Here is a 13441-nt window from a genome sequence, read left to right on the forward strand (position 1 = left end):
CATCTGGGTGAATTTCCGAATCGGATAACAGGCCAGGCCCTGTTTTTTCCAAACAGTTGAGTTTTATGATCCAGGCCAATCGCTCAATCTGCTTCAATGACGCCTATCCGCCCTCCCCCTGACCTGTGTTTGGAGTAAGCCTTTGTCACAACCCGGTGATAACCACCAGCGCGCGCTGGACAGATTCCTCGATGAACACCCCGATGTCGCCGCCGAACTGGATACCCTGAATCCGCTGGCTGCCCAGGCCAGGGGCGAAACCCTGGCCCAGTACCGCGCGGAACGCTTGCATGAAGCCTTTGAAGCGCAAGCTGAACGCCAGGGCCTGTTTGCCTGGGAGCTGACCCTCAAACTGACCGCCGATTCCTGTGAGGCCTTTGAAGCCCAGCGTCGTGAGGTACACAAGGAGGTGGCACAGATGGCGGGCCTGAGCTGGGTCGAGTACTGCCAACTGCACGACCTGCCCGGCTAACGCACTACCCCAGGAACCAGAGACGGCGCCCGCAGCCCAGCACTTCGCGCAACTCGGCGACCGACACCGTGCGTTGTTCAGGATCCATCGCCAGAGCCGAAGACACTGCAGGCCAGCAATGCCTGGGCAACTGCCTCGGCCTCGGCAGCGGCTGATGCTGCTGACGTTCGCCGGGGCGCCGTCCTTCGGCCAACTCATAGAGCACACTGGCAACCCCGTACAGATCGGCACGGGGTGAGGGAAGCCCTCCGGCCATCAGCTCCGGCGCTGCATACGCAGGGGTCCAGGCATTCAGGCGACTGCGGCTCAGGCCGGGCAATCCGGCCCTTGCCTGCGCTTCAGCATGCCCCAGGCCAAAATCGAACAGCCGTATCCCCTGCTCCCCCAGCATGATGTTCGCCGGTTTCACATCGCCATGCAGCACTCCTTGTCGGTGGGTGTAGGCCAGCGCATCCAGCAGTTGCAGGGCGATGGGTTGCAGCGCCTGCCACGCCATCCCTTGCGGACATTCCGGGAGCAGGCGGTCCAGGGTCAGGCCGGGCATCACTTCCATGGTGAAGAATGCCAGCTGGTGCGCCGTGTCGACCTCGAACGAAAAGGCCCGGACCACATGTTCATGTCGCAGGCTCCGGGTCAGGGCGAACTCGCTGTACAGCAACACGTGGGCGTCGGTGGACGCACAGAGCGTCTCACCCAACAGCTTCAGCGCCACGCGCGCGTCCGGTTCGCCAAACGCCTCATGCAGCAGATCCCGGGCACGATAGACCACCCCCATGCCCCCTGAACCGAGAATTCGCTCCAGCTGGTAGCGTCCCGCAAGCAGGTTCGGCGGACCGGCTGCGGCGTTCATGGCTGCACCACCACCGCAGTGAGGTCATCCAGCGCAGGTCCACGCAACACGTCGCTGAACAACCGCTCCACTACCTGCCCGGGCGTGCCGGCATTCATCGCACGCCCCAGTTGCCGGTGGCTGAGCCCCTGGTACAAGCCATCACTGCACAGCAAGAACACATCGCCTGGATGGGGACGCAGTTCCAGTATCTCCAGACTCAGCGGTTTTCCGGCGCCAATGGCACGAGTCAAGGCACGGGCGTCTGGATGAGCGCGGGCCAGTTCCAGGCTCACATGCTGCTTGTCCATCAGTTGCTGTTGCAGGGAGTGGTCCCTGGACAGCTGATACAAACGCTGCCCTCGCCAGAGGTAGCATCGGCTGTCCCCTGCCCAGATGCACGCCGCGCGGTCACGCTCAAGCAACAGGACAACCACCGTACTGCCCATGACGCGTGCCAGGCCATCGGCCGCCTGCAACTGGCTGTCGAGCCCCCGCAGGCAGCGTTGTACGGCCTCGACCCGCTGGTCGAAGCTGCCTTGGCCTGGCAGCGCCGCGAGGCTGCTGACCACCCGTTGACTGGCCACATTCCCAGCATGGTGCCCTCCCATTCCATCGGCGACCGCCCAGCAACCGCGTTGCGGGCAATCGAGGAACCCATCCTCGTTACGCGCACGACGCTTGCCTTGCGCCGTGCGGCCAGCACTTCGCCAAGGGTGCGCGCGGTTCACAACTGCTCCGGCAGGCGGAAGCCGCGCCATGTGGCCATCTGAAACGGGCTGGGGCTGCGTTGGCTGGTGAGCAGGTAGTTGGCACGCAGGCCGGCCAGGTCGGCCTTGAGTATCTGTGCATCCCTGCCGCTGGCCGGCTCGTTTTGCATCAGTTCGAAAAGCCGGAACAACGACCAGGCTCCCCGGTCTTTTTCAATGCCCAGCGGTCGCTCGGTACCGCGCTCCAGTACCAGGCTGCTGCGCCCATTGTCCGCATCACTCGGCCAATGGAACGCCATCGGCACGATGGGACCGTGACGGTATTCCAATTGCTGATCGCCCACCCGCAGCGTCGCACGGTTGACGGCCTGGTCCAGGCTGTAGGGCGCCAGCGTGAACAGAACGGCCCAATTCCCCTGGTCTGCGCTGAAGAACCCCTGGCGAATGACCTGCGCGCGTGTCAGCTGGTCGAGCAACGAACGTGAAACAGGCAAGCTGCGGCCCTCAAGGCCACGCAAACGATAGCGGCTCCCCTCGACACTGACGAACGGCCGCAGGTAGCTGTCATAGAAGTGCTCCATCACCCCCCGTGGTTTGAAGAACGACTGGAAATCACCCAGGGCAACATCGCTGCCGGCGTCGGCATTGAAGGGGTAGCGGTGCCGGATGGCTTTCACATAAAAGCCATACACCTCACTCTGATAACGCTGGTTCACATACCCATAGGCGTCATCAAGCAGATGGCGCCAGGTTTGCTCGGCAATCCCGTCCAACCAGCCCTTGAGCGGCTGCGGCAAGCGAGCAGCAGCGTCACGCAGGTTACCCAACAGCGGCTGCTGTCCATCCATGCGTTGCCGGGCCATCTTGAATGCCGCGTGCTCGGGCGAACTGTCACGGTTCAGTGTCGAGACTTGCAAGTGCAACTCATCCAACAGGCGCAAGGCCTGGGTCAACTCGGCCGTCGGGTTCAGCTCTTCATCCAGCAATTGGTGCAAGGGCTCGAAACGACGCAGCAATGCGCGCCGGGCAGTATCCGGCGGTGTTTGGCGCGGCAAGGCTCGGGTGAGCAAGCCGGACACCGGCGTGCCCAGCTCAGCGACCTGCTGGCTCACCGCTCCAAACCGCTCATGGGTCGGCAGCAGTCGCGTGTGTTCCCGCACTTGCCGCAACAGCAACACCAGCGCCGACTGGGCGGAAGTCAAGTTCGCGAGCTGCTGCGCATCGTGCCTCAGGTCGTCGCTTTCCAGCAGCCTGACTCGACCCAGCGCATCACTCCAGATGTCGGCGTACTCGCTGAAGTAACGCTGTTCCAGCTCCAGTATTAGCTTGCGCAAGTCCACGACGCTGAGGTCTGCGGCCTCCCCAAGCACCCAATTATCCTGGGCGATGGCATTGACCAACTGTGGCCCCTGGCTCTCGAAAAACTGCAGGTATTTACGGGTATAGAAACCCGGAATGGGGGGCTCAACCCTCGAAAACGCCGGGCTTTCCGCGAGGCGCAAGGGTTCCAGGTGCCGAGCTTGCTCGCGCAGTGTCCGGTAGACCACCTCTACCATTGGCTCGCCGCGCAGCACCAGACGGGCCTGGGCGACCAACTCATCATTCAGCGGGGCCAAAAAACCCTGTTCAACGAGCCGTGCAACGTGTTCGTGCAGGCGTTTGTGTGTCGATGCATCCTCGATGTACCCAACAGTCCGCAGCCCCGCCACTTGCTCGGCCAACCAGGCCTTATCACGTCGCTCGGGCAGGTTGAGCATCAAGTAGGCGCGAAGGCTGTCCAGCAACTGCTCGCGATCACCCAGGCTGTCACGTACCTGTTGTTCGAGCCGCAGGGTCACGTAGGGGAGCAATTGCTGATGCAGGGCTTGTTCGTAGGCGCTGTTCAATGATGGCCGACTCAACTCGCCCTGATACAAGCCGCCCCGCTCAACCCAAGGTACCTGCGCCGCCGGTGGAAACACTCCCGTGGCCGCCAGGCGACTGTCCAACAGCGCGAGCAACGCCAGGCTGGCGTCCGCTTCGGGTTGGCCTACAGGCTTGGGGTTGATCAGCTCCCGCAGTTGCACCAGCCGCTGATAGTTGAGTGCATAACTGTGCGCCCACAGCGCCCCTGCCGTACCCACAACCAATGAGGCGGCCAGCGCCATCAACCCGTGGCGTCGACGTATGCGCTGTCGCTCCGGGGTACGCAGCCCGGCAAGACCGGCCTCGGCAAAAATCACCCGATTGAACAGGCCCTGGGCAAAATGGGCACGCGCATCACCTGTCTTCGCACAGGTCAGGTAGAACCCGCGCAAGCCGTTGATTCGCTGGTAGCGATGGGCGGCAAACGTACTCTCGATAAACAGGCAGACGAACTCGCCCAGGCGAGCGAGATGCTGAGGAAAGCCTAGCATGCGGCCTCGGCGCTCAAGGTTGCGTTCCTGATGCAAGCGCGGGATCAGCTCGGCACCCACACGTTGCAACAAGGCGTCGAATGTTTCGCGCACCTCGGCGGTATCAGTGCCTGCCATGCCTGACACCAGGCGCTCACCCAGGCAGCCTTCCGCGGCATCGCCCTGCCGCGCATCAAAGAACTCGGCAAACCCGGCCAGCCGATCAAGCTGCGTCAGCACCAGATAAACCGGCACATCTACCTGCAGTGACTGCTGGATGTCCTGCAAGCGGTTACGCACATGGCGCGCGTGAAGCTCCAGGTCGTGTTCGTTGCTGCGCAACAGCGTATCGACTGACAGCGTCACCACCACGCCATCGAGCGGCCGTGCCCTGCGCCATGACTTGAGCATGTCCAGCATTGTCGACCATCCCGCTGCATCGACACTGTGGTCGGGCTGGCTCAGGTATCGACCTGCCATCTCGACCACCACCGCGTCGTCGGCAAAACACCAGTCACAGTAAGAGGTGGCGCCTGGCGGCATCGCGTGCGTCCGGTCGAGCGCCGTCGGCAACCCGGCAGCGGCCAGCAAGTCGGTCTTGCCGCTGCCCTGCTCGCCAATCAACAGGAACCAGGGCAGTTCCTGGCGCGAACGCTCACTGCGCTCGCCGTAGCGGTGTGAGGTTTTCAACGTCTGCAGCGCTTCCTTGAAGCGCCTGCGCACCTGCACCACTTCGTCATTGATCAACCCCTGCTGCTGAAGATGTTCCAGCTGCCCAGGCTGATCCAAACGCGCGGAGCGACGTGCCCCCACAACCACCATCGCCAACCCCCATGACAGCAGCATTGCGCTGATGGTCAACAAACGGGCCGTCGAACCCTGCCAGAAACGGTAGTCGTCTACCGCCAGCAACGGCCCGACAAACCACACCAGCAGCGCACCGGCCAGCACCAGCAACAGGCTCCATACCCAACTCTCGCGCAGCACCTTGCCCACGCGTCTGAAGAATGCGTTCATTCATTGCTCCCAGCGTTACAAGGGCGTCCGAGACGGCTCTGCCAGCGAAGATTGGAAAGCGTGCAACGTCGCCCTGCGCTCCTGGCCCAGCATCCAGGCGAACCCCGAATACACCACCAGCAGACACGCCAGCACGCAGGCTGCGGCCCAGGTAGCCGAGACAATGCGTATCCGTGCCTGAGAGGTCCCGCCGGCGCCGGATACAAGGGTTAACGGCGGCTGATCACCGCGCACGTGCCTGATCTGGCGATACACCGCGTCGTGCACAGTTTCGAGCTGCGCCCTTCCCCGCTCCATGACACGGTATTGGCCTTCGAACCCCAGGGACAGGCACAGGTACATCAATTCCAGCAGGGCCACATGCTTGACGGGGTCACGGGACAAACGCTCAAGCAACTGGAAAAATTTTTCACCGCCAAAAGTTTCGTTGTGGAAACGGCTGAGCAGGCTGGTCTTCGACCAGTCGCTACGGCCGCCCCACGGCGTAGTGACCACGGCTTCATCAATGACGCTGCACAGCACGTAACGCGCCGACATCACCTGACTATTATCGGCCCCCAGATACAAGGCATAGGCCTCGAACGCGGTGATGCCCGAGGAAAACTCCTCATTGAGTGCCGGCAGGCTTTCCCGGCCGGGGCTGGCCTTGAGTTGGACCACTTGCAGCAAGAGTTCCCAGGCCGCGGTCAACAGCACGTTGGGGCCACTCTTGAAGTGCCGTATGCCTTGCATCTGGGCGCAATAGATCATGCGGTCTTCCAGTTGCTCGAAGCGTGGCGGCGACGGGAAGTCCGTAACGGCTGCGTGCGCCGGTCCGAGACCCTCACGGTCAAGCAACACGGTTTTTTCGTCTTGCAGGTATTCACTGTCCATAGTCATGACGTCAGTTCCTGATAGCCCAGAAGTTGAGTTCCAGCTCGGCAAACTCGCCGCTGGCGTGGAAGGCGAAACCACCTGATTGCTCCAACTGCGCAATGTCACGGGGGCTGAGTTCGAGCATGAAATAGGTCTTGCCGGCATGGAACGGAATCTGCCGCGGCGCTACCGGCAACGGCTTGACCTTGATCCCGGCCAGGTGCAGGTTGACCAGTTCGCGGATGCGCTCCACCGGTCCGATCTTGAGATGGGCCGGCAGTCGATGACGCAGTTCCTCCGTATCGCACTGGGCAGTGGCCGCCAGGATGAAGGTGGCTGTACCGAGTAACTTGAGGTCGCTCACCGGGCATACCAGCACCCCGTACTGCCGTGGTTGCAGCGTCAACTCGACCGCCTGCTGTTCCAACACCAGCGACAGCGCCGCACGAAGGCCTTCCATCAATCCACGAAAGCTCGCGCCCTGATCGCCATGCCGGTAATGCGCCGGAACTTGCGCCCGTTTGCTGTCGTTGGAAAAGGTGCACAGCTCACCGAAAATCGACAGCAACTCCCGATACACCACCTCCGGCCGCACCTGGGTCTGGCTCAGGTAGTGACGCAATCTCAATTCCGCACGATTGATCAACTGCAGCATCAAAAAGTCGCCGACCTGTGCGCTGGCGCTAGCGCCGTTTCCCTGGATGCGCGCTGCAATCGCATCGCCACGGGTCGCCAGCAGGCTGGTGACTTCGTTGATGCAAGACGCCACATACCCCGAGCCCTGAAGGTAGATAAACGTTGGTACAAAATCCGCATCCAGCCTCACGCCGCCGTCCTGGGTCGAATCCAGCACACGGGCAACCTGGAGTTTCACGTAGAACGCGTCACCGGGCGGCTCGCCCAGCATCAGGCGCAAGTCCGGGCGCGCGCATTTGATCTGGCAACGGGAGTCGACCCCGGCAGTGGAGTCACCGATTTCTGTATCACAGGCAACATAACGCGCCAGGACATCGCGTTGCTCCTTCGAACGCACCTCGACCTGATTGTCAGTCGCCAGCGGCAGCGCCAGGTACACAGCCTGTCTGCCTGCATTGGCAGGCACCTGCAACATCAGGGGTTCCAGGGTGCCGCTCAGCTCGAACAGGCTGCCGTCCGGTAGCACTCCGGTGGCCTGGTTCACCACAATCTTGCCCAGCTTCAGGTACTGCACATCGACTTCCAGGCTCAGGAAACCCCAGGCATCACTGCTCAGCAGCCGGGTGTGGTTGAGTTGCCGATGGTAGTAGCGGTCGCTGTGCTGCAAGTGTTGGGGCCTCAGCAGCATGCCCTCTTGCCAGATAACGTTATGGATCTGCATCTCAGTCCTCCGTCCTGTCAGGTTGAGGTGCCGCCATCCGGATACCCGTCTGGTCCAGCACGATGTCGGCACGGGTCAACTGTCCGGGAGCCACAGGCAGCACCCATCGCCATTGCACATGGGGCAAGTCACGATAGGCCGCCAGCACGCCGACATAGCGACTGCGCGGCTCGACACTCAGCTTGAGCGCCAGCCGTTCGCCGGGACGCAGTTCCAGTTCCTCGCCGCTGACCCAATCCTTGGGCAGTGCCTGTTCGGCCCGGCCGTAGAGGCTGAAGAAATCGGCGTTTTCAAAAGCCACCGGATGCCGCAGCTCCAGCAATTGCACCACCACGGGCGAGGGGCGACCGTGAAGGTCGGGGTTGACCTCGTCGCTGGCCGTCAAAGTCAGGTCCAGCTTGGTCAGGGTGGAAAAAGGTGAAAGGGTGCTGCATCCCGCCAGCAACCCCAGCAGTAGCAGCGTGAATGAAACCGCGACCCGAGACCGGCCAATCATCCTGCGTACCCCGCGTGAAGGGTGGAGACCAGGCGTACCTGCTCCTCGTAGGCTTTGCAAAATTCATGACGCAGCACCTGCTCATCCAGGGGCTCGTCCTCAGTCAGTCGCCGATAATGACGTTGGTAGGCCCGCCAATGGGCGCCATCGCTGAAGAACCTGGGTGACTTGCCGTCACGTTCGAAGCGCAGCAGCAAGTGCCCAGGCGCAAAGGCTGCCAATGCACCGCGTATGGCAGCCCGACAGGCCACGACCAGAGCCAGTTGATGAACCTGCAAGTCTCGGTACGCCTGGTCGACCGCTTGCTCGGCAGAGAACTGACAGGATTCATCGGCGCCGAGCAAAAAAGCCAGGGCGGCATGGCTGTCGGCACAGTCTTTCAACGGATTGCGGGTATTGAGCAGCGGAACCGCCAGTAAGCCGTGGACCTCGCTGTTGAGTTCATCGCGGGTTCGCACGCTTTGCTGCAACCCTGCGAGGGTTTGTCTGAACAGGCCCGCCACCTTGATCGCCAGGGCTTCGCGCCCCGGCGTATCAAGCGAGTCCACCTGCATGCCCAATGCGTGAGCGAACTGCGCCCAGAATGCTTCCGAGGTTGCAGGTGGTGGTGTGACAGGGCCAGGTGACACGACGTCTCTGGCCGGCTCAGCCCATTGCGGCACGACCAGGTGATCGTGCTCCACCGTGCCCTGACGCAAGGTTTCGAAAGGTGCCTGTGGCGTTGTGTCCAACGCGTCCAGCTCTGCTGAGGAATTGCCGAGCCGTACCTCGCGATCCAATGCGTCGACAGGATCCAGCCCCAGGAACGCGTCGTCTGGAATCGTGTCTTGCCGAGCAAAACCCTGCCCTGCCTGCAACACCAGGCGGGCACGGATATCCAGCAACCCCAGTTGGTACACATCGCCGTCACTGATGAGCCGTGCCTGTCCTTTGCACAAGCGCTCCATACTGCCCGACACACCGATACCGTTGCTGCTGATATCCGTCAGGAAATAGCGGCCCTCTCTAAAACTGACCAGAGCGTGGTGACTGGAAATCAGACGGTTGGCATCCGGGAGCACCCAGTCACAACCCGACCCACGTCCGATCACGCCACCGACACCGTCAAATGTCTTGCGCTCAGGCGGCTCCCCGTTTGCGGTGCTACAGAGTTCAAACATCAATTGCATGACAGCAGCCCCCCTGTTCAGTGCCCACGACGAGTCGCGTGGGGGTCACCCAACGGACGGTAGTCGGCGTCATCAAAGACATAATTGGCGTTACAGCCACTCAACAAACACAGCGCAAGCACCAGGGCTTGCCACGGATGAAAAGGCATCAGGTATCTCCCATGAAAATAAGCGGCCCGCACGTTCCCTGCTCAACACTCCTCGCGGACATCCCCCACGGGGATTTTCAAGCGTGCCAGGCGGTAAAGCAGCGTGCGCCGCGCAACGCCCAACTCACGTGCGGTACGGGTGCGATTGCCACGGTTCTTGTGCAGGCAATCGATCAGGAATACCCGCTCTACCCGCTCCAGGCGCTGGCGCAGCGTCGCATCGACTGCCCCGGTGGCAGCCGGCACCGGCAAGGACAGGTGTGCCGGCAGGATCACACCGTCGTCACAGAGCAGCACCGCACGTTCCACCAGGCACTTGAGTTCGCGGACATTGCCGGGGAAGGCGTGACCCGAGAGTTGATCAAGGGCTGCACTCGACCATTGCACCGGCACACGCCCGAGGTCGGCAGAGGCTTGATGCGCGAACTCCCGCGCCAACAGCAACACATCGCCGTCGCGCTCACGCAGGGGCGGCAGTTCGATGGGAAACTGCGCAAGCCGGTAGTAAAGGTCCTCGCGAAAACTGCCTTGGGCGACCATGGTGGCGAGGTCACGGTGGGTGGCGGCGATGATGCGTACATCCACCTTGTGGGCCTTACTGGCGCCCAACGGACGCACTTCGCCCTCCTGCAAGACCCGCAGCAATTTAGCCTGCAGCGACAGCGGCATATCACCGATTTCGTCGAGGAGCAGCGTGCCGCCGTCCGCGCTGTCAAACAGCCCGGCGTGGTTACGCTCGGCCCCCGTGAAAGCACCTTTGCGGTAACCGAACAGCTCACTCTCCAGCAGCCCTTCGGGAAACGCCGCACAGTTTTGCACCACAAATGCTTTGCTCCTGCGCGGCCCCGCAGAATGGATCGCCCGCGCCACGACCTCCTTGCCCGTACCGGTCTCGCCACGCAGTAACACGGTGTAGGGGGTATGCAGGACCTTGCCGATCAAACGATACGTCTCGTCCATAGCCATGCTGCTGCCGATCAACCCGTACGCTGAACGTGGCGCCGGCATGTAAGCCTGAGGCTGGGCAACACATCCAGTGGCACACTGACACTGCAGTAAAGCGCGCTGCATCAAGGCAAGGCTGCCCAACTGGCTCAAGGCGGCGGTGTAGCCCTGCAGGTTTTTCCGATGCTGGCTGGCACACAGCAGTACCCCCTTGATGCCCTTGCCTCGGTCAAACAACGGCACACATGACAACGCTTGCCAGGGGGCCCCCATGACCGGCAGGAAACCGTACTCGTAAATGCTGCCTGAGTGTTCTTCCAGGCTAAGGGCAGTTTGCTGGTTGAGCACGTAGTGCAGCACCTGTTCATGCTGGAAATCCTTGGTACAGGCCGGATCGCCAGGGCAAGGCATGCCGTGCAAATGCTGGGCGATCAACTCAAGCCGGCCAGTGGATTCGTTGCGCCAGTACCATTGGCTGAGGTCACACTCGCTCAGTCGCGCCGCTGCGGCGACACACAAACCGGGGAGAGTGGCTGCGTCGTCCGCGCTGCCCAGGCGGATGAACCCGTCAAGCAGCGCATCGGCACAGACCGCCGAACGGGGCAGCAGGGTGAGCAGCCGATCCTCTCTCATTGGCTGAACTCACAGGTTGGAACGCCGTTAGCCGCCAGCCGGGCATGGACCTGTGACACAGGCTCACCTCGGGCCATGGCTTGCAACCGCCGATCGACCACCTGCGGCAACAAATGCAGCTCGATCCATTGATCGACGTAACGCGCGCCACTGTCATCGTGGGCGCACCGCTCGGCCATGTGTTCAACCAGCTCCGACGTGTAACTGAATGCCAGACTGCGTAGACTCAAGCGTTGCCCCAGGCGTTCGAGCTTGAGCCTTGCCAGGTCATGCAGGACGTCACCCGTGACCGGGTAATACGGCACGACACGCATCCTGGCCAATAACGCGGCTTTGAAGTGGTTCCGCAATTGCGGCAGGATCGCCTCATGCAGCGTTCGCACGTCAGGTCGCCCGCCACCTGCGCACAATTGCCCGATGCACTCACTGCCCAGGTTGGACGTCATCAGGATCAGCGTGTTGCGAAAGTCGATTTCCCGCCCTTCTCCATCATTGGCCAGGCCCTTGTCGAAAATCTGGTAGAACAGGTTCAACACTTCTGGGTCGGCCTTCTCGACCTCATCGAGCAGCACTACCGAATACGGGCGTTGGCGCACAGCTTCCGTCAACACGCCGCCCTCGCCAAAACCGACATAACCGGGCGGTGCGCCAATCAACCGAGACAGGGAATGTTTTTCCTGGAACTCCGACATGTTGAGGGTGGTGACGAAGCGCTCACCGCCATACAGCAGGTCGCCAATGGCCAGCGCCGTCTCAGTCTTGCCCACGCCACTGGGGCCGACCAGCAGGAATACGCCGACCGGCGCATCAGCCTTGTTGAGCCCCGCAGCAACGGCACGCAGGTTGCGGTCCAGGGCCTGCACCGCTTGCTCCTGGCCGAGAATGCGCAGGCGCAGCGCATCGGCAAACCCCAGTACCTGTTCACTGTGCTCAAGTGCCAGTTGTTCAACCGGGATCCCCGTCCATGCACTGATGACCTGAGCCACCAGGCGGGGGCACACCTGCTGCGTGGTTTGCTGCTGTGCAAGCCAGCGTTGCTCAAGGTCCAGGCGCTCGCCGTCCAGCGCCTCCATCCGCAGGTTCAACGCGTACAAGGTCTGTTCGTCCACGGGAAAGCCTTCGTCCCGGTCTCGGCTCAATGCCTGACGCTGCCGCGCCCCCGCCGCCTGTTCTGCATAAAGGTGTTGCAACGCCTCAGGCGCGGTCTCCCGGCGAGTGCTCAAACGAGCGCAAGCGGTATCCAGCACATCTACCGCCTTGTCGGGCAACTGACGCCCGGCCAAGTAACGGGCGCTCATCTGCGCCGCCGCGACCACCGCATCGTCGCGCACGTAAACACCATGACTGCGCTCATACACCGGGACTAATCCGCGCAGGATCGAGATCGCTTGCTCGACGCTGGGTTCTCCGACCCGAACAGGCTGGAAACGCCGCGCCAATGCCGGGTCTTTTTCAAAGTATTTCTTGTATTCCGTCCAGGTCGTTGCAGCGATGGTGCGCAACTCGCCGCGAGCCAGCGCCGGCTTGAGCAGATTGGCGGCATCGGACGCACCCGCCTGCCCACCCGCCCCCACCAGCGTGTGTGCTTCATCGATAAACAGGATCACCGGTTTCACCGCGGCGTTGACCTCATCGATCACACCCTTCAGGCGTCGCTCGAACTCGCCTTTGATACTGGCACCGGCCTGGAGCAGGCCCATGTCCAAGGTCAGTAGCCGCACCTCCCTGAGAGACTCGGGCACCTGTGCAGTGGCCACACGCAACGCGAGGCCTTCGACAACGGCTGTCTTGCCCACTCCGGCTTCACCGACCAGGATTGGGTTGTTCTTGCGTCGACGCATGAGTATGTCGATCAACTGGCCGATCTCAACGTCACGACATAACACCGGGTCAATACGCCCTTCATGGGCCTGGCGTGTCAGGTCGTGAGTGAAGCGCTCCAGCAGTGATTCGCCCTGCGGCGCAGGGTCTGTACGAGGCGCCTGACTCGACACGAACGCCTGCACACGCTGTGCATCCAGCCGGCTCAGAAAAACCTGATAGGCGCTGCCCGCGTGCTGCAGCGGATGGCGCAAGAGCGCCAGCAACAGGGCGCCGTGATCGATTTCAATGTGCCGCAATTCCAAATGAGCAACCATCGAAGCCTGTTGCAGCCATTGCACCAGTGCCTGGGCAAACACCGGATTGCGTGACGCACTGGCCTCCCCCTTGGGTTGCAGCGTGGCTTGCAGTTCTGCGGTTTCAATACCGGCATCCTTCAGCGCCCGCACCAGCAGGCCATCGCGATGCTCCAGCAGGGTCAACAGCAGGTCTTCCACCAGCACTTCCCTGCCGCCGCGCATGACGCAGCGCTCGGCGGAACGCTCCAGGTCACTGCGGGCCTGGGGGGTCAATGCCTGGATAAGTTGTTGCAGGTCCACATTCATCATCCTGA

At 62.1% G+C, this 13441-nt stretch carries 11 protein-coding genes; 1 reads left to right on the forward strand and 10 read right to left on the reverse strand.

What is annotated here, in order from left to right; translation table 11 throughout:
* Positions 1–142: 142 nt before the first annotated feature.
* Positions 143–472 carry a DUF6388 family protein gene (locus BM017_RS11785; RefSeq protein WP_071487977.1) on the forward strand — a complete coding sequence of 110 codons (330 nt, stop codon included), beginning with the start codon at positions 143–145 and terminating at the stop codon, positions 470–472.
* Positions 473–476: 4 nt separating this feature from the next.
* Here BM017_RS11785 and BM017_RS11790 read toward each other — a convergent pair whose 3' ends face one another.
* From BM017_RS11790 to BM017_RS11835, 10 genes are read right to left on the reverse strand one after another with little or no spacing between them, the layout of a single operon-like run.
* Complete coding sequence (locus tag BM017_RS11790) at positions 477–1322, reverse strand: serine/threonine-protein kinase (protein ID WP_092244271.1); 846 nt, start codon at positions 1320–1322, stop codon at positions 477–479.
* Positions 1319–2032: a PP2C family protein-serine/threonine phosphatase gene (locus BM017_RS11795; RefSeq protein WP_092244274.1), complete on the reverse strand. Its 714-nt coding sequence runs from the start codon at positions 2030–2032 to the stop codon at positions 1319–1321. The genes BM017_RS11790 and BM017_RS11795 overlap by 4 nt, the downstream gene beginning before the upstream one ends.
* Complete coding sequence (gene tssM, locus BM017_RS11800; RefSeq protein ID WP_092244277.1) at positions 2029–5403, reverse strand: type VI secretion system membrane subunit TssM; 3375 nt, start codon at positions 5401–5403, stop codon at positions 2029–2031. The genes BM017_RS11795 and tssM overlap by 4 nt, the downstream gene beginning before the upstream one ends.
* Positions 5404–5418: 15 nt before the next feature.
* A complete protein-coding gene (gene icmH, locus BM017_RS11805; protein ID WP_092244280.1) occupies positions 5419–6282 on the reverse strand; it encodes a type IVB secretion system protein IcmH/DotU in 864 nt (287 codons plus the stop codon).
* A gap of 4 nt (positions 6283–6286) precedes the next feature.
* Complete coding sequence (gene tssK, locus BM017_RS11810) at positions 6287–7615, reverse strand: type VI secretion system baseplate subunit TssK (RefSeq protein WP_092244283.1); 1329 nt, start codon at positions 7613–7615, stop codon at positions 6287–6289.
* Position 7616: 1 nt separating this feature from the next.
* Positions 7617–8111: a type VI secretion system lipoprotein TssJ gene (tssJ, locus tag BM017_RS11815; protein ID WP_092244286.1), complete on the reverse strand. Its 495-nt coding sequence runs from the start codon at positions 8109–8111 to the stop codon at positions 7617–7619.
* A complete protein-coding gene (gene tagH / locus BM017_RS11820) occupies positions 8108–9280 on the reverse strand; it encodes a type VI secretion system-associated FHA domain protein TagH (protein ID WP_092244288.1) in 1173 nt (390 codons plus the stop codon). Before tagH ends, tssJ begins: the two co-directional genes overlap by 4 nt.
* Positions 9281–9297: 17 nt before the next feature.
* Positions 9298–9429, reverse strand: coding sequence for a type VI secretion protein (locus BM017_RS29340; RefSeq protein WP_081049244.1), 132 nt, complete (start codon positions 9427–9429; stop codon positions 9298–9300).
* A gap of 42 nt (positions 9430–9471) precedes the next feature.
* Positions 9472–11007, reverse strand: a complete 1536-nt coding sequence (locus BM017_RS11830) for a sigma-54 interaction domain-containing protein (RefSeq protein ID WP_092244291.1) — start codon at positions 11005–11007, stop codon at positions 9472–9474.
* Positions 11004–13436, reverse strand: a complete 2433-nt coding sequence (locus BM017_RS11835) for an AAA family ATPase (protein ID WP_092244294.1) — start codon at positions 13434–13436, stop codon at positions 11004–11006. The genes BM017_RS11830 and BM017_RS11835 overlap by 4 nt, the downstream gene beginning before the upstream one ends.
* Positions 13437–13441 lie beyond the last annotated feature (5 nt).

The organism is Pseudomonas sp. NFPP04, from assembly GCF_900113815.1.
Taxonomy (GTDB): Bacteria; Pseudomonadota; Gammaproteobacteria; order Pseudomonadales; family Pseudomonadaceae; genus Aquipseudomonas; species Aquipseudomonas extremorientalis.